Origin of the sequence: Escherichia sp. MOD1-EC6098 (assembly GCF_002965865.1) — a bacterium.
GTDB classification, from domain to species: Bacteria; Pseudomonadota; Gammaproteobacteria; order Enterobacterales; family Enterobacteriaceae; genus Escherichia; species Escherichia marmotae.
The window spans coordinates 182,434-199,230 of record NZ_PTSN01000009.1; the positions used below are offsets into that span (position 1 = coordinate 182,434).

Consider the following 16,797-nt stretch of genomic DNA (forward strand, 5'->3'; position numbering starts at 1 on the left):
CTGGTATTTCTGACCATTGCGCAAAAGCACGCCCTCTTTGTCAGGCAAAGTGGTACACCACGTCTGAAGTGAAGAGTGCTGTGCGTTATCCTTCGCAAAAGCTATGATTTTGTTATCCATATAGTCATATTTTGTTAAAGCCAAGCGTGATAATGAGAATTATTATCGATCAATTTTTTATGATCAAGCTTTTTTTTAACCGCTATTAGCACAATAAACAGGGGGTTATGAAATCTATCTTGTCTCCTGGAAACCATCCTGTTCTTGTGGTAATTCCTCACGGCGTCATCACGAAGCTTTGTCGTTAACGGCAATAATTTCCCCATCTCTTCGCTCTGTAAGCCGCAATATCCCTGAGATCTCCGCTTTTTCCCGCCCTGAAATTTAGTCGGCAACAATAACGTTAGCTGACGAAGCATCTTGATAAAAATCAAAAATAAATACGCTTGTAACACCTTGTGTATTGAATCGATGGTTGTGTTTCATATATAACTCAAATGATAATCATGATCATTCTCAATTTGATACGAGTTCTCATATGATGCCAAGGATCACCAACAGGCTGTTTCTTTTTTCCCCACTAACGTTATGTATTTCAGTTATGGCCTCCACCGCGAAGACCACTGTAAAACGTATCCCCATGAAAAAACTGTTTACGGCAGTGTTGGCACTTAGCTGGGCCTTTAGTGCAACGGCTGCCGAACGCATTGTGGTCGCAGGAGGATCACTGACGGAGCTGATCTACGCGATGGGCGCTGGCGACCGCGTGGTTGGTGTCGATGAAACGACATCTTATCCACCAGAAACCGCCAAACTGCCGCATATTGGCTACTGGAAACAGCTAAGCAGCGAAGGCATTTTGTCACTTCGCCCGGATAGCGTAATTACCTGGCAGGATGCAGGACCGCAAATTGTGCTCGACCAGCTACGGGCGCAAAAGGTCAATGTCGTCACTCTGCCGCGTGTACCCGCCACCCTTGAGCAGATGTACGCCAACATTCATCAACTGGCAAAAACGTTACAGGTTCCTGAACAAGGTGACGCGCTGGTGACACAAATTAATCAACGCCTGGAGCGAGTACAGCAAAGCGTGGCGGCAAAAAAAGCCCCGGTTAAAGCGATGTTTATTCTCTCTGCTGGCGGCAGTGCGCCACAGGTTGCCGGTAAAGGCAGCGTCGCAGACGCCATTTTGTCGCTTGCCGGAGCAGAAAACGTCGCTACCCACCAGCAATACAAAAGCTACAGCGCGGAATCGCTGATTGCGGCTAACCCTGAAGTGATTGTCGTAACCTCACAAATGGTCGATGGCGATATTAATCGTCTGCGTTCTATTGCCGGAATTACCCACACTGCCGCCTGGAAGAACCAGCGTATTATCACCGTTGATCAAAACCTGATTCTGGGAATGGGCCCGCGTATTGCTGATGTCGTTGAGTCGTTACACCAGCAACTTTGGCCGCAATAAATGGATTTGAATCAGACATATGAATACGAATACTACGTTAGATCTCAAACCACATTTTGCTTTAGACGGTACGCAGCCATTTAAAGACAGACGCGCCATGATGCCATTTCGCGGGGCTATTCCGGTCGCCAAAGAGCAACTGGCGCAAACCTGGCAAGCGATGATCAACCAAACAGCAACACCACGTAAACGACTGGTTTATCTGCACATTCCATTTTGTGCGACACACTGCACGTTTTGCGGTTTTTATCAGAATCGTTTTAATGAAGATGCGTGTGCTCATTATACCGACGCCCTGATTCGAGAAATCGAACTGGAGTCAGACAACGTATTGCATCAGTCCGCGCCCATCCATGCGGTCTATTTCGGTGGCGGTACGCCTTCCGCGCTTTCGGCACGCGATTTGGCCAGAATCATCACCACATTACGAGAAAAGCTGCCATTGGCACCTGATTGCGAAATCACGATTGAAGGCCGGGTGCTGAATTTTGACGCTGACCGAATCGACGCTTGCCTTGATGCGGGAGCAAACCGCTTCTCGATTGGCATTCAGTCATTTAACAGCAAAATCCGCAAGAAGATGGCACGCACCTCAGATGGCCCAACTGCCATTGCGTTTATGGAAAGCCTGGTCAAACGCGACCGTGCTGCGGTGGTCTGCGACCTGCTGTTTGGCCTGCCTGGTCAGGATGCACAAACCTGGGGAGAAGATCTGGCTATTGCCCGTGATATCGGCCTCGACGGCGTCGATCTCTATGCGCTCAACGTCCTTCCCAACACGCCGCTGGGCAAAGCCGTGGAAAACGGGCGCACTACCGTGCCCTCTCCGGCAGAACGTCGCGATCTTTACCTGCAAGGATGTGATTTTATGGAAGACGCGGGCTGGCGCTGCATCAGTAACAGCCACTGGGGCCGCACCACACGCGAACGCAATCTCTATAACTTGCTGATTAAGCAAGGTGCCGATTGTCTGGCCTTTGGTTCCGGCGCAGGCGGTTCGATTAATGGTTACTCCTGGATGAACGAACGCAATCTTCAGACCTGGCATGAATCCGTCGCGGCAGGCAAAAAACCGTTGATGATGCTCATGCGTAACGCCGAACGTAACGCGCAGTGGCGTCATACCTTGCAGTCGGGTATTGAAACGGCGCGTGTACCGCTGGACGAACTTACGCCACATGCCGAAAAACTCGCACCGTTACTGGCTCAGTGGCACCAAAAAGGCTTAAGCCGCGATGCTTCAACTTGCCTGCGGTTGACCAATGAAGGTCGTTTCTGGGCAAGCAACATTTTGCAGTCTCTTAATGAGCTAATTCAGATACTTAATGCGCCAGCGATTGCGCTTGAAAAACCATAACAGGAGTGACTTATGAGCCATGTCTCGTTACAGGAATTTTTGAAAACGGAGCCAGACGGTACGCTGGAGGCCATTGCCGAACAATACAATACCTCACTGCTGGAAGTGGTGAAAAACCTCCCCTCCCCGACAATCGTGCCAGGCGATAAATTCGATACTGTCTGGGATACCGTCTGCGAATGGGGCAAGGTCACCACGCTGGTGCATACCGCTGATGTGATCCTCGAATTTAGCGGCGAACTACCTTCCGGTTTCCATCGCCACGGCTATTTCAACCTGCGCGGAAAACAGGGCATGTCCGGGCATATCAAAGCAGAAAACTGCACGCATATTGCCTTGATCGAACGTAAATTTATGGGCATGGATACCGCCTCTATTCTCTTTTTCAATAAAGAAGGCAACGCCATGCTGAAAATTTTCCTCGGTCGGGATGAGCATCGTCAGCTCCTGAGTGAACAAGTCAGCGCCTTCCATACTCTGGCGGCATCTCTGAAGGAACACGCCTGATGACGCCCTGGCTACTCTTTGGCGCAGGCGGAAAGGGGGTTGGAGCCAGAACGCTCGAACTGGCACTGGCGGAACAACGTCCGGTCGTCGCTGTCGTTCGTCATGCCGATGCCGCCACGAGGCTGGCGCAACAAGGCGTACAGGTTTTTACTGGTGACGCTTGTGACGCCAGCATAGTCGCAGCCGCCTGTCGCGCTGCGGGTCCGGATGCGCTTGTCATCTCATCAATGGGTGGCGCACAGGATTATCTGGCGCACAGAACAGTGATTGATGAAGCCGAAAAAGCAGACATCAGACGCATGATTCTGGTGACTTCTTTGGGATGCGGCGATAGCTGGCCGTTCTTATCGGAGCGGGCAAAAGCCGTGTTTGGTCAGGCGGTACGGGAAAAAACACTGGCGGAAAGCTGGCTACAAACCAGCCGGCTTGACTACGCCATTCTCCGCCCTGGCGGACTGCTTGACGGCGCAGCAACAGGCAAAGCACAACGGATACAAAATCAGGAGTGTCATGGTTTTGTCCACCGTGCCGATGTTGCCGCACACATTCATGAACTGGCAAACGCGCCAGCACTCAATAAGCAGATCTACAGTCTGATTGAACCGGGCCTGAAACCGGCGTAATCCCATGCGGCGCAGGCTCTCCGCGCCGCAACGTCATAACGGAGTTTTACGTGCTCAAGGATTCATTTTCTTCCGCCAGTGTCTTTATGGGGCTATCACTATTATTGCTTGCCCTGGTGCTGTTCGGTGCCAGTCAGGGAGCGTTAAAAATCAGCTTTAGCGCCCTTCTTGATGAGGAATACCGCGATATCTGGCTGAATATTCGCCTGCCACGCGTTTTACTGGCAGTGCTGGTAGGCGCAGCGTTGGCAACCGCTGGGGTAATTATGCAGGGGCTTTTTCGCAACCCCATGGCTGACCCAGGATTGCTCGGCGTCAGTAGCGGTTCAGCATTAATGGTTGGCGTGGCAATTGTCCTGCCCTTTTCCTTCCCTGTGGTGCTGGTGCTCTATGAGCAAATGGTGTTTGCCATCGCCGGAAGTTTAGTGGTCTGCACCGTCATTTTTCTCATCACACAGCGCCATCGCGATGGCAGCATGATGCAATTGTTACTCGCCGGGATCGCCATCAACGCCCTGTGCGGTGCGGCGATCGGCATACTGAGCTATATAGGCGATGAGCAGCAGCTACGACAACTCACGTTGTGGATGATGGGCAATCTCGGTCAGGCGCAATGGCCGACATTATTGGTCGCCAGTTCATTCATTCTGCCAGCCATTATGGCAACAACCTGTCTCGCCGGGACGCTGAATTTGCTGCAACTTGGTGATGAAGAAGCCCATTACCTCGGCGTGAACGTAAAGCGTAAACGCCAACAATTACTGTTGATTAGCTCGCTGCTGGTTGGTGCTGCGGTATCGGTAAGCGGCATTATCGGTTTTATTGGCCTGGTGATCCCGCATCTGATTCGCATGACGACCGGGGCGAATCACCGCTGGCTAATCCCTTGCTCTGCCCTCGCCGGAGCCTGTTTGTTACTGATGGCAGACACACTTGCCCGCACGCTGGTACAACCAGCAGAAATGCCCGTAGGATTATTAACCAGTCTGCTTGGTGGGCCTTATTTTATGTGGTTGATTCTGCGTAACCGGAGGATCGCATGATCAGCGCCAAAAACCTGGTTTATAGCCTTCATGGGCGACGTCTGACTGACAATGTCTCGCTGACTTTTCCCGGCGGAGAAATTGTTGCCATTCTCGGCCCTAACGGTGCGGGAAAATCCACGCTGCTTCGCCAGCTAACCGGCTATCTTCAACCTGATAGCGGCGAATGCCGGTTGTTTAATAAGCCATTAAATGAATGGTCAATTACCGAACTGGCGAAACACCGGGCCGTGATGCGTCAGAATAGCCATATGGCATTTCCATTCAGCGTACAAGAAGTGATCCAGATGGGGCGACATCCTTATCGTACCGGTAATCAGGGTGATGAAACGGCACAAATACTGGCGTTATGTGACTGTCAGTCGTTAGCTAACCGCGACTACCGGCAATTATCCGGCGGCGAACAACAGCGTGTGCAATTGGCTCGCCTGCTGGTGCAACTCTGGGAAGCAATACCCTCGCCAAAATGGTTATTTCTTGATGAACCAACTTCGGCGTTGGATATTCACCATCAACAACATCTATTTCGTTTATTACGTCAGTTAGTTCGAGAACGGCAATTTAACGTCTGCTGCGTATTGCACGATCTTAATCTTGCTGCCCGTTATGCTGACCGTGTCGTATTAATGCAAAAAGGCAGAGTTGTCGCAAATGGCAAACCGCAAGATGTGTTGACGCAGCAGGCGCTAACTACGCTCTACGGCGCGGATATTACAGTATTAAGCGATCCCGCTAATCATTCGCCACTGATCGTCCTCGATCATTAAATTCGACGGGAGTGCCAGTCTGGTACTCCTGTCGAATTAACTATTATGAACATCAGCTAATTGAAACACCTTTCACCCCTGCCATTCCTTTTAGTAATCGCAACAGGTCTTCTATCGGCGTCGTAGCATGAAGCTGGATATCAATAGCAACCACCTCATGATCTTCATTTTCCTGCAACGAAACTAAATCTGTTTTTATTTTTTTCTGCTTAAACCAGTCGAGCATCGACACTGTATTACCGTTCACCAACGTAAGCTGCAAATGATAATTTTTGCTCATCAGGCGGAAGGTTAATTGATGGAAGACTTCCAGCACCAATAAGGTCATTACAGAACCGTAAATCCCCAGTTCATACATGCCGCTGCCAATCACCATACCGATCGCTGCTGTTACCCAAATATCCGCAGCGGTAGTTAAACCGACAATATTTTGATTACGAACGAGGATGTTCCCCGCGCCGATAAACCCGACGCCAGTGACGACCTGAGCGGCAATACGGCTGGGATCAAACCCGACATGGTCGAACGCCAGCACATCAGCAAAACCATATTTCGACACAATCATAAACAGCGCACTGCCCATACCAATCAAGACATGGGTACGTAAACCAGCACCTTTGCCGCGTATTTGCCTTTCTATGCCAATAGCACCACAAACAATTGCGGCCAGGATCAAACGAATAATGAATTCGCTAGTCATATAAAAACGCAAAAAGGAGCAGCAAGATGGCTCAACTTGCTACTCCTTTTTGCTTTATTCCTGTTAATTCGGCAGGACATTTGCCAATTTATCTTTGAAGGTATACAAATTTTTCTGCGGATTTTTCTTACAGTATTCAATCACTTTAGGGATCTGAGTCAGGTCAGTTTCGTTTAAGGTTACAGTATCACCGCCTTTATAAACTGTTTCTTCATGCAACATCCACCATGCAACAGGTGTCATTGCTTTTGGATTCAGGTCAATAAATTCCTGACAAGTCATATCCTTAGCAGATTCATTAGCAGCCAGTGCAGATTGCGCATTCACCAGTGACAGAGCTGCTACAGCGCCAACGAAAACAATGGCTTTACGTAGAGATGAAATATTCATTTTACAACCCATTCAATAAATAATTTACATATGAACAGGAGGATCACCTGCTTTTAACGCAAGGTATTCCGGCCTGTTCAATATTTAAGGAAATACGATGTAACGCATTCCCTTAATTACATATCTTTCTTGATTTTGTCCCATTCGCCTTTAACTTTATCTTTAAAGCTGGCTTTTTTATCCTGGGTACAAGCCTGAACGATAGCAGGCGTTACGGTTGCAATACCCTGAACATCTAAAACCGCATCTTCTGGTTTGTCTTTATTATTCAGAGCCTCAGCAAAACCGACTGCAGTCGGCTGGAAGGATTCGTCTACAGCCAGGAAATCTTCACAGGTCCAGGAGTTGACCGGTTTTTTATTGTCGGCTGCTTTTTGCGCATCGGCTGCATTGCTCACTACAGGCAGAAGAAGCAGACCACCTAGAATAACGCCTAATACTTTTTTCATCGTAATATCCTCAACTATAAAGTGAAAGAGCCGTCACGAATCAATTTCGACATTGAGGTTATAACCTGGTTTTCTGGGTATGTCATGTTGAGACAAAATATCAAAATCAGATATTTTTATTATAATACAATAGGTTACATAGTCATCAAGCACAGTAATTAGGAAATTTTTATTAAATCAACTGCATTCTCTGATGCATTTTTGGCATAGATTGATAGCAGGGGTTTTCCTTCTTAAATTTATAGGGTGGTTCTATGTTATATATAGATAAGGCAACAATTTTAAAATTTGATCTGGAGATGCTTAAAAAGCACCGCAGAGCGATCCAGTTTATTGCCGTGCTGCTGTTTATCGTCGGTTTGTTATGTATCAGTTTCCCGTTTGTTTCTGGCGACATTCTAAGCACAGTCGTTGGCGTATTATTAATCTGTTCGGGTATTGCGCTTATTGTTGGATTATTCAGCAACCGCAGTCATAATTTCTGGCCTGTATTATCGGGTTTCCTCGTGGCGATAGCCTATTTATTGATCGGCTATTTCTTCATCCGTGCACCAGAACTGGGGATTTTCGCCATTGCGGCGTTTATTGCAGGATTGTTCTGTGTCGCAGGGGTTATTCGCCTGATGAGTTGGTATCGCCAGCGCTCAATGAAAGGCAGTTGGTTACAACTCGTTATTGGCGTGCTGGATATCGTCATTGCCTGGATCTTCCTTGGCGCAACGCCAATGGTTTCTGTGACATTGGTGTCAACCCTGGTAGGGATCGAACTGATATTTAGCGCTGCCAGCCTGTTCAGCTTTGCTAGTTTGTTCGTAAAAAATAATAACTAGCAGACCTATCTCTGCTCCATTTTTTAGCCAGGATCATAGTTACGTATAATAACTATGATCCTGGCAATATTCACATCACCGCATTACTCCTTTGATAAATTACGTACTATTGTTGAAATAACTATCACACAACGATTAAACCAACCATTTGAAAATTTTATATTTTTCTTTATTTTGCAGCAAATTAGCCATTTCAAACATTATCATGGCTGATATTTTTCGTTGTCAGGTTTAATGTTTTAGAAGTGCTGTGAGAAAGTGAACTGAAGGTTCCATAAACATCGATACTATGGGTACAGTCTGGGGTTTGTTTTTGCACTATCAATGCACTAAAAGAAAGCTGGCAATCCAATTGCCAGCTTAAATAGAAACAAGGAGACTCAATATTTAAATCGGATTACGCTTTAACTTTAGTAATATTCTTCAGAGATCACAAACGGATAAATTATAACTTATTCTTGGGTAGATTCCTGCAAACTGTTAATATTCTGTTTACTAATCACAAATTGATAACAACCAGGAATATTACCTAGGATCAATATATGGAGTACGTAATGGATAAATCTGAAGTTTTGATTAGTGTTAATAGACGTATTAGTTCACGAAGGGCAAAGTTCTTATAGGCGTTTACTATATTGAACACCATATTCGGACATGGATGTAAATAATGAAAAGGACAACATGTTCGAAACGATAACGGCTAAGGAGCAAGTTATGATTTTTCTCATGACGAAGGATTCTTTTCTTTTACAGGGCTTTTTGCAGTTGAAAGATAATCACGAAATGATAAAAATCAACTCCCTGTCAGAGATAAAAAGCATAGGCAACAAACCATTCAAGGTGATCATTGATACCTATCATAATCATATCCTTGATGAAGAAGCGATTAAGTTTCTTGAGAAATTAGATGCCGAAAGAATCATTGTTCTGGCACCTTATCACATCAGTAAACTTAAAAGTCAGTCACCTATTTATTTTATCAGCCGCAAAGAAAGCATTAACACTCTGCTTGATATTACCTATGGAAAACACTTGCCCCATAAGAATTCTCAATTATGTTTCTCGCATAATCAATTCAAAATCATGCAACTGATTCTGAAAAATAAAAATGAAAGTAATATCACGTCAACACTGAATATTTCTCAACAAACATTAAAGATCCAGAAATTCAATATCATGTACAAGCTGAAACTTAGACGTATGAGCGACATCGTGACTCTGGGGATCTCTTCTTATTTCTAAATAAGGAGTCGATGTGGCCCAGCGATAATTGCCTGAAATTAATGGCTGGCATGACGAGGGATGCAAATGCTGACTCCATTACTCCCGGTGATAACCAAAGGAGAAGCAAAAACGAGCTTATTCCCCTGGTATGTGTATCCACCAGTAGAAACCTTCGTTGCCCGGATGCAGGCAGAGACTGTCGGCAGAACGGCAACATTTTTTTTGCCATTCGCGTCACTATATTGGTCGCTCTGCCTACATGTTCCCTCGCTGGCTTACAACCCCATGGCTTGCATTATGCCGCTGGTCTGTAAATCCCTCATACCTCTCCCCGCGCGTAATTCAAAGAACCGTTATTTCTCACGAATTTTCAGGGACTAAAATGAACAGAAAAAGAAAACTGTTAATACCGTTGTTATTCTGCAGCGCGATGCTCACCGCCTGCGATGACAAATCGGCGGAAAATGCCGCCGCTATGACGCCTGAAGTGGGGGTAGTGACGCTCTCCCCCGGTTCGGTCAATGTGATGAGCGAACTGCCCGGCAGAACCGTTCCTTATGAAGTTGCCGAGATACGCCCCCAGGTGGGTGGCATTATCATTAAACGCAACTTTATCGAGGGTGATAAGGTCAACCAGGGGGATTCACTTTATCAGATTGACCCTGCTCCATTGCAGGCAGAGCTGAACTCCGCGAAAGGTTCGCTGGCGAAAGCCCTCTCCACCGCCAGCAATGCCCGCATCACCTTCAATCGCCAGGCATCGTTGCTGAAAACCAACTATGTCAGCCGCCAGGATTACGACACCGCGCGCACCCAACTGAATGAAGCGGAAGCCAATGTCGCCGTCGCCAAAGCGGCTGTTGAGCAGGCAACCATCAATCTGCAATACGCTAATGTCACCTCGCCCATTACTGGCGTCAGCGGAAAATCGTCGGTGACCGTCGGCGCATTAGTCACCGCTAATCAGGGAGACTCTCTGGTAACCGTGCAGCGTCTGGACCCGATTTATGTCGACCTCACCCAATCAGTGCAGGATTTTTTGCGCATGAAAGAGGAAGTCGCCAGTGGGCAAATCAAACAGGTTCAGGGCAGTACGCCAGTGCAGCTTAACCTGGAAAATGGCAAACGTTACAGCCAGACCGGCACGCTGAAATTCTCCGACCCGACAGTGGATGAAACCACCGGCTCCGTCACGTTGCGTGCAATTTTCCCCAACCCGAATGGTGACTTGCTGCCTGGTATGTACGTCACGGCTTTGGTAGATGAAGGTAGTCGGCAGAATGTGTTGTTAGTACCGCAAGAAGGCGTTACCCATAACTCCCAGGGCAAAGCAACGGCGCTCATTCTGGATAAAGACGATGTTGTACAGTTACGCGAAATTGACGCAACCAAAGCCATCGGAAATCAGTGGGTTGTTACCTCTGGTTTGCAAGCTGGCGATCGGGTGATCGTTTCCGGTTTGCAACGCATTCATCCAGGTATCAAAGCACGCGCAATTTCCTCCAGCCAGGAAAACGCCAGCACCGAATCGAAACAGTAACGTTGCAGGCTTAAGGGGACTTTCATGGCTAACTATTTTATTGATCGCCCGGTTTTTGCCTGGGTACTTGCCATTATTATGATGCTCGCGGGTGGGCTGGCGATCATGAACCTACCGGTTGCGCAGTATCCGCAGATTGCGCCGCCGACCATCACCATCAGCGCTACCTATCCGGGGGCTGATGCGCAAACGGTAGAAGACTCGGTCACTCAAGTGATCGAACAAAATATGAATGGGCTGGATGGCCTGATGTATATGTCATCAACCAGCGATGCGGCAGGCAATGCTTCCATCACCCTGACCTTTGAAACGGGAACATCGCCCGATATTGCGCAGGTTCAGGTGCAGAATAAACTGCAACTCGCGATGCCTTCGTTACCAGAAGCGGTGCAGCAACAAGGGATCAGCGTTAATAAGTCGAGCAGCAACATCCTGATGGTAGCGGCGTTTATTTCTGATAACGGTAGTCTCAACCAATACGATATCGCGGACTATGTGGCTTCTAACCTCCAGGATCCACTAAGCCGTACCGCGGGCGTCGGTAGCGTGCAGCTCTTTGGGTCAGAGTACGCCATGCGTATCTGGCTGGACCCACAAAAACTCAATAAATACAGTCTCGTTCCTTCTGATGTTATTTCCCAAATCAAGGTACAGAACAACCAGATTTCCGGTGGTCAACTGGGGGGGATGCCACAGGCGGCAGACCAGCAACTGAACGCCTCAATCATTGTGCAGACGCGTCTACAAACGCCGGAAGAATTTGGCAAAATCCTGCTGAAAGTGCAGCAAGATGGTTCGCAAGTATTGCTGCGCGACGTTGCCCGCATCGAGTTGGGGGCAGAAGATTATTCCACTGTGGCGCGTTATAACGGCAAACCTGCTGCCGGGATTGCTATCAAGCTGGCTGCCGGAGCGAATGCCCTTGATACCTCGCGGGCGGTAAAAGCGGAGTTAAACCGATTATCAGCCTATTTCCCCGCCAGCCTGAAAACGGTTTACCCTTACGACACCACACCATTTATCAAAATTTCAATTCAGGAAGTTTTCAAAACGCTGGTTGAAGCTATCATCCTCGTCTTCCTGGTCATGTATCTGTTTTTACAAAATATTCGCGCTACGATTATCCCAACGATCGCCGTGCCGGTCGTTATTCTCGGCACATTTGCGATTTTGTCGGCGGTCGGTTTTACCATCAACACCCTCACCATGTTTGGGATGGTGTTAGCTATAGGGCTTTTGGTGGATGATGCCATCGTGGTGGTAGAAAACGTCGAACGCGTGATAGCGAAAGATAAACTGCCACCGAAAGAAGCGACGCATAAATCGATGGGGCAAATCCAGCGTGCGCTGGTCGGGATTGCCGTTGTTCTTTCTGCGGTATTTATGCCGATGGCCTTTATGAGCGGCGCAACCGGGGAAATTTATCGCCAGTTCTCCATTACGCTGATCTCCTCTATGTTGCTTTCGGTGTTTGTGGCAATGAGTCTGACCCCAGCCCTTTGCGCCACCATTTTGAAAGCCACACCGGAAGGCGGTCACAAACCGAACGCCTTGTTCGAACGCTTCAACCATCTGTTTGAGAAATCGACTCAGCACTATACCGACAGTACCCGCTCACTGTTGCGCTGCACTGGTCGCTATATGGTGGTATACCTGCTGATTTGTGCCGGGATGGCGGTGCTGTTCCTGCGTACACCGACCTCTTTCTTACCGGAAGAGGATCAGGGGGTATTTATGACCACGGCGCAGTTACCGTCAGGTTCCACAATGGTTAACACCACTAAAGTGCTGCAACAAGTAACCGATTACTATCTGACAAAAGAGAAAAATAATGTCCAGTCGGTGTTTACCGTTGGCGGCTTCGGCTTTAGCGGCCAGGGGCAAAACAACGGTCTGGCATTTATCAGCCTGAAACCGTGGTCTGAACGCGTCGGTGAGGAAAACTCGGTGACCGCAATCATTCAGCGGGCGATGGTGGCTCTGAGCAGTATCAATAAAGCGGTGATTTTCCCGTTCAACTTACCTGCGGTAGCGGAGCTGGGTACAGCATCAGGTTTTGATATGGAACTACTGGACAACGGCAACCTGGGGCACGAAAAGCTGACTCAGGCGAGAAACGAGTTGCTGTCACTGGCAGCACAATCGCCTGACCAGGTAACGGCGGTTCGCCCGAACGGCCTGGAAGATACGCCAATGTTCAAAGTGAACGTCAACGCCGCGAAAGCCGAAGCGATGGGCGTGGAGCTGTCTGATATCAACCAGACCCTCTCTACCGCCTTCGGCAGTAGCTACGTGAACGACTTCCTCAACCAGGGGCGTGTGAAAAAAGTGTATGTCCAGGCAGGAACACCGTTCCGTATGCTGCCGGACAACATCAACCAGTGGTATGTACGCAACGCCTCCGGCACGATGGCACCGCTTTCCGCTTATTCTTCAACAGAATGGACCTACGGTTCGCCGCGACTGGAACGCTACAACGGCATTCCGTCGATGGAGATTTTAGGGGAGGCCGCTGCTGGAAAAAGTACCGGTGACGCGATGAAGTTTATGGCAGAACTGGTGGCTAAACTTCCGGCGGGCGTCGGCTACTCCTGGACTGGGCTGTCGTATCAGGAAGCGTTATCGTCCAACCAGGCACCCGCGCTGTATGCCATTTCACTGGTCGTGGTGTTCCTCGCCCTCGCCGCGTTGTATGAAAGCTGGTCAATTCCATTCTCGGTGATGTTGGTTGTTCCGTTGGGCGTTATTGGCGCATTACTGGCAACTGACCTGCGCGGCCTGAGCAATGACGTCTACTTCCAGGTCGGTTTGCTGACCACCATCGGGCTTTCAGCCAAGAACGCCATCCTGATCGTCGAATTTGCGGTTGAGATGATGCAGAAAGAAGGGAAGACACCGGTAGAGGCGATTATCGAAGCGGCGCGGATGCGTTTACGCCCGATCCTGATGACCTCTCTGGCCTTTATTCTTGGCGTACTGCCACTGGTGATCAGTCATGGCGCAGGTTCCGGCGCACAAAATGCGGTCGGTACAGGCGTTATGGGGGGGATGTTTGCAGCAACCGTACTGGCGATTTACTTCGTTCCCGTCTTTTTCGTCGTTGTGGAACATCTCTTTGCCCGCTTTAAAAAAGCGTAACGTATGAATGAGAGTAAGGCTGAACGTGAATGTTCTGCCTTACTCTTTCCTGACAACCATTCACTACTCAACAACCAGCTAACCATCAGGAATACCAGACTTAGCAAACAGCATTGAAAGTAGAAACCACTCCAGCCATTGGTCATCAACTTGAACAGTACGACACAAACCAGCATTCCCGTAATTATATGAATAATCAGCTTAATAACTCCAAACATGCTGCACCTTTTCCTCCTGAAAATACTAATATCCGTTTGCGAACTGCCAAAGAGAACTTGCCGGTGCCCCCGGCAAATATGGATGGGAAAAGATTTTTACATGAAGCGTAAAGCAGATCCTGACCGACTTTCGAATGATAGATGAAGTCAGGAAAAAGTCCCTGTTGACTGTTGCGCAAACTGGTGTGGTGTTACGCCATAATACTGGCGGAAAGTGTTAATAAAGTACGACGTACTGCTATAGCCACATTTTTCTGCGATCATCGGTAGCGGGAATTGTCGTAACTCGAGCAATTGTCTGGCCATCGACATTCGCGAGGCCAGTAATATTTTACTAAAGCAGGTGTTTTCATCCTGTAGCTTCTTTTTGATTAGGCTTTCACTGGTATACATCTTTTCTGCGATATCACGCAGATACCAGCGTCTGGCAATATCAAAGCTAATAATGCGTTCAACTTTTCCTGCAATGGTACTAATGCTATTAAAAAGGAATGGAATCAGCTCTTTATTTCGTGAAAACATCGAAAGGCAGGAGAAATAGAGCATATTATTTAATGTCGTTGAAGCAATGTCCTCTTTAGTAAAACTATCGAATATTGCTGTAACCAACGGCATCGGTGGGGTCATGTTAACTAACAGCTTTTTTTTATTGTGCAATCCTAAACACCGGAACGGTGAACGGACATTGTGTAAGTAATGAGTAATTATTCGTTCATCAATATCCAGCCTGCGGACATTTGATTCATTAAAGTCAAAACTCTCCGCCATATTTTTTTCTATCAGTAGAATACTATCTTTATACAAAGATAGTTTTTGCTGCTCATGGTATATATCAAATGAGCGACAGGTGAGGATCACCGAACAAACATGTGCCATGACAAGCCCTTATATTCCATTACCACGAACATTACAATTTCAGTATACAAATGAAATGATGAATGATTCACTCCGTGAGCCAAAACTGCCAAAATTGGTAGGACCAAAAGCCAGCCATAGCGCAGTGTACATAACAGCTAATTACTAATAAGTAAATGCGTCAGCAATATATTTTAAGAAAGCGTATAGCTTATGTTTATAAAAAAATGGCTGATATTATCGACAATTAAAGTTATATTTTATTTACTGAGAGCACAAAGTTTCCCGTGTCAACAAGGAGCGTTATAACGGTTTATTAGTCTGGAGACGGCAGACTATCCTCTTCCCGGTCCCCTATGCCGGGTTTTTTTTATGTCTGAGTAAAGAATCAGAGTCTTATCCCTTCAGCATGGCGTTCAGAACTGTAAAAATTTCCCTGCCCAACAAAACTTGCTATCGGGTCACCATTCAGTATTCCCTGCGCTATTCGCTCCTGATACTCTGTCGGCGTCATACCATAATAGTTTCGAAAGACATAAATAAAATACGACGCACTGTTATAACCGCAGGATACGGCTACTCGTTTTATTGGAAAACCATGAACAACAATCAGTTGCAACGCCCGCTGCATTCTACATTCAGTCAGTAACTGTGAATACGATGTCTCTTCTTCACGCAATTTTTTCTTTAACAAACTCGGACTCACCAATAACTCACTGGCAATCTGTGCTAATGACCATTCATGAGCAATATTATTATTGATGACCGTGCAAACCCGCGTTCGCATATTCGGTCGCAAAATATTCATAAGCAGTGGTATAAACTGTTTATCTTCAAGAAAAATAGACAATAACGCAAATGTTAATGCTCTTTTACGTAATATCTCACCATAGCGGAGATCTTGATTTTGCGAAAGATGTACAACTTCCTGAAAAACAGGGATCTCTCTGGAACAATGATGAACAACTAACGAAGGAGCTTTTTTATTGGTATAAAGATTTAGCGTCTCCTCCTTGAGCATCGGGAGAAATAGTGAAAGTGTGTCCTTCGTGACTAATACGACGTTACCTACACACTTATCAATCAAGATCTGGCTTGCATCCGCAAAAACCACATCACCACCATTAAAGCAGCGATATTCACCATTCAACATAGTGAGAATAAATTTATGTTTTGCGTACGCAATTAAACAATTCCCATATTGTGATTGCATAGTTGACTTAATATAACATAAATATATTACTGATTATTAATGTAGCACGCCGCCATCTTAAGTCAAATTTATTGGCAAATAAATTTAAACAATTTTGACAGGGGAATTGATTAAATGTGAAGGAAAATTGTGTAAGAGCATTGAATTTATAATAAAAAATCGAAAGTACCAACGTAAGGAGATTAATACAAAACAAATGATCTACTGGCGTCATTTTGTTTGATTTTAGAAAGATTTATATTAGATACAACTTAACAACGCCATGAATACAAAATCAATATAATATTAATATTGCGCTAATGAACGTATGCCCCGGTTTTCAAACCGGGGCAAAGATTATTATAACGCCCTGTTATCAGGTATGTTTAAAGCTGTTCTGCTGGGCAATACCCTGCAGTTTCGGGTGATCGCTGAGGTATTTCAGGGAGGCTTTGTAGTCTTCCAGCAACAGTTCAGCGAAGTCCATTTCGAAGCCACG

Annotated in this window: 17 protein-coding genes; 11 read left to right on the forward strand and 6 right to left on the reverse strand. The window is 46.9% G+C overall.

What is annotated here, in order from left to right; genetic code table 11:
• The first annotated feature begins 541 nt into the window (after positions 1–541).
• Genes shuT through C0K55_RS12050 form a run of 6 tightly spaced genes read left to right on the forward strand, consistent with a single transcriptional unit; the run spans position 542 to position 5,762 of the window.
• Complete coding sequence (gene shuT / locus C0K55_RS12025) at positions 542–1,465, forward strand: heme ABC transporter substrate-binding protein ShuT (RefSeq protein WP_010381027.1); 924 nt, start codon at positions 542–544, stop codon at positions 1,463–1,465.
• A gap of 19 nt (positions 1,466–1,484) precedes the next feature.
• A complete protein-coding gene (hutW, locus tag C0K55_RS12030) occupies positions 1,485–2,822 on the forward strand; it encodes a heme anaerobic degradation radical SAM methyltransferase ChuW/HutW (RefSeq protein ID WP_016249320.1) in 1,338 nt (445 codons plus the stop codon).
• 12 nt (positions 2,823–2,834) lie between these two features.
• Positions 2,835–3,329, forward strand: a complete 495-nt coding sequence (hutX, locus tag C0K55_RS12035) for a heme utilization cystosolic carrier protein HutX (RefSeq protein WP_001517292.1) — start codon at positions 2,835–2,837, stop codon at positions 3,327–3,329.
• Positions 3,329–3,952 (forward strand): anaerobilin reductase, encoded by a 624-nt coding sequence (gene chuY / locus C0K55_RS12040; RefSeq protein ID WP_105266393.1) that lies wholly within the window; start codon positions 3,329–3,331, stop codon positions 3,950–3,952. Before hutX ends, chuY begins: the two co-directional genes overlap by 1 nt.
• A gap of 50 nt (positions 3,953–4,002) precedes the next feature.
• Positions 4,003–4,995 carry a heme ABC transporter permease ShuU/ChuU gene (gene shuU, locus C0K55_RS12045; RefSeq protein WP_000910396.1) on the forward strand — a complete coding sequence of 331 codons (993 nt, stop codon included), beginning with the start codon at positions 4,003–4,005 and terminating at the stop codon, positions 4,993–4,995.
• Positions 4,992–5,762, forward strand: a complete 771-nt coding sequence (locus C0K55_RS12050; RefSeq protein WP_001517293.1) for a heme ABC transporter ATP-binding protein — start codon at positions 4,992–4,994, stop codon at positions 5,760–5,762. The genes shuU and C0K55_RS12050 overlap by 4 nt, the downstream gene beginning before the upstream one ends.
• A gap of 52 nt (positions 5,763–5,814) precedes the next feature.
• Here the strand turns inward: C0K55_RS12050 and C0K55_RS12055 are convergent, their stop codons facing one another.
• The 3 genes from C0K55_RS12055 to hdeA form a co-directional block, all read right to left on the reverse strand.
• The gene (locus tag C0K55_RS12055; protein WP_105266405.1) at positions 5,815–6,462 is read right to left on the reverse strand and encodes an MgtC/SapB family protein; all 648 of its coding nucleotides are present in this window, start codon (positions 6,460–6,462) and stop codon (positions 5,815–5,817) included.
• Positions 6,463–6,525: 63 nt separating this feature from the next.
• On the reverse strand, positions 6,526–6,852 hold the full coding sequence (gene hdeB, locus C0K55_RS12060; protein WP_001517295.1) for an acid-activated periplasmic chaperone HdeB: 327 nt from the start codon (positions 6,850–6,852) through the stop codon (positions 6,526–6,528).
• Between the two features lie 116 nt (positions 6,853–6,968).
• Positions 6,969–7,301: an acid-activated periplasmic chaperone HdeA gene (gene hdeA, locus C0K55_RS12065; protein ID WP_000756548.1), complete on the reverse strand. Its 333-nt coding sequence runs from the start codon at positions 7,299–7,301 to the stop codon at positions 6,969–6,971.
• Positions 7,302–7,555: 254 nt separating this feature from the next.
• Here hdeA and hdeD point away from each other — a divergent pair, with 254 nt between their 5' ends.
• The 5 genes from hdeD (at position 7,556) to C0K55_RS25925 (ending at position 14,362) form a co-directional block, all read left to right on the forward strand.
• Positions 7,556–8,131, forward strand: a complete 576-nt coding sequence (gene hdeD / locus C0K55_RS12070) for an acid-resistance protein HdeD (protein ID WP_000965682.1) — start codon at positions 7,556–7,558, stop codon at positions 8,129–8,131.
• A 714-nt stretch (positions 8,132–8,845) separates the two neighbouring features.
• The gene (gene gadE / locus C0K55_RS12075) at positions 8,846–9,373 is read left to right on the forward strand and encodes an acid resistance transcriptional activator GadE (protein ID WP_000576682.1); all 528 of its coding nucleotides are present in this window, start codon (positions 8,846–8,848) and stop codon (positions 9,371–9,373) included.
• A 412-nt stretch (positions 9,374–9,785) separates the two neighbouring features.
• Positions 9,786–10,895 carry a multidrug transporter subunit MdtE gene (gene mdtE / locus C0K55_RS12085; protein ID WP_306173773.1) on the forward strand — a complete coding sequence of 370 codons (1,110 nt, stop codon included), beginning with the start codon at positions 9,786–9,788 and terminating at the stop codon, positions 10,893–10,895.
• Between the two features lie 24 nt (positions 10,896–10,919).
• A complete protein-coding gene (gene mdtF, locus C0K55_RS12090; protein WP_105266392.1) occupies positions 10,920–14,033 on the forward strand; it encodes a multidrug efflux pump RND permease MdtF in 3,114 nt (1,037 codons plus the stop codon).
• A 113-nt stretch (positions 14,034–14,146) separates the two neighbouring features.
• Complete coding sequence (locus C0K55_RS25925; protein ID WP_032141470.1) at positions 14,147–14,362, forward strand: hypothetical protein; 216 nt, start codon at positions 14,147–14,149, stop codon at positions 14,360–14,362.
• Positions 14,363–14,398: 36 nt separating this feature from the next.
• Here C0K55_RS25925 and gadW read toward each other — a convergent pair whose 3' ends face one another.
• From gadW to C0K55_RS26590, 3 genes are all read right to left on the reverse strand, one after another.
• Entirely contained in the window at positions 14,399–15,127 is a 729-nt protein-coding gene (gadW, locus tag C0K55_RS12100) for an acid resistance transcriptional activator GadW (RefSeq protein WP_105266391.1), read from the reverse strand.
• A gap of 367 nt (positions 15,128–15,494) precedes the next feature.
• Positions 15,495–16,319, reverse strand: a complete 825-nt coding sequence (gene gadX / locus C0K55_RS12105; protein ID WP_105266390.1) for a DNA-binding transcriptional regulator GadX — start codon at positions 16,317–16,319, stop codon at positions 15,495–15,497.
• Between the two features lie 355 nt (positions 16,320–16,674).
• Positions 16,675–16,797: hypothetical protein (locus C0K55_RS26590; protein WP_001684489.1), on the reverse strand; the 123-nt coding region annotated here is incomplete at its 5' end.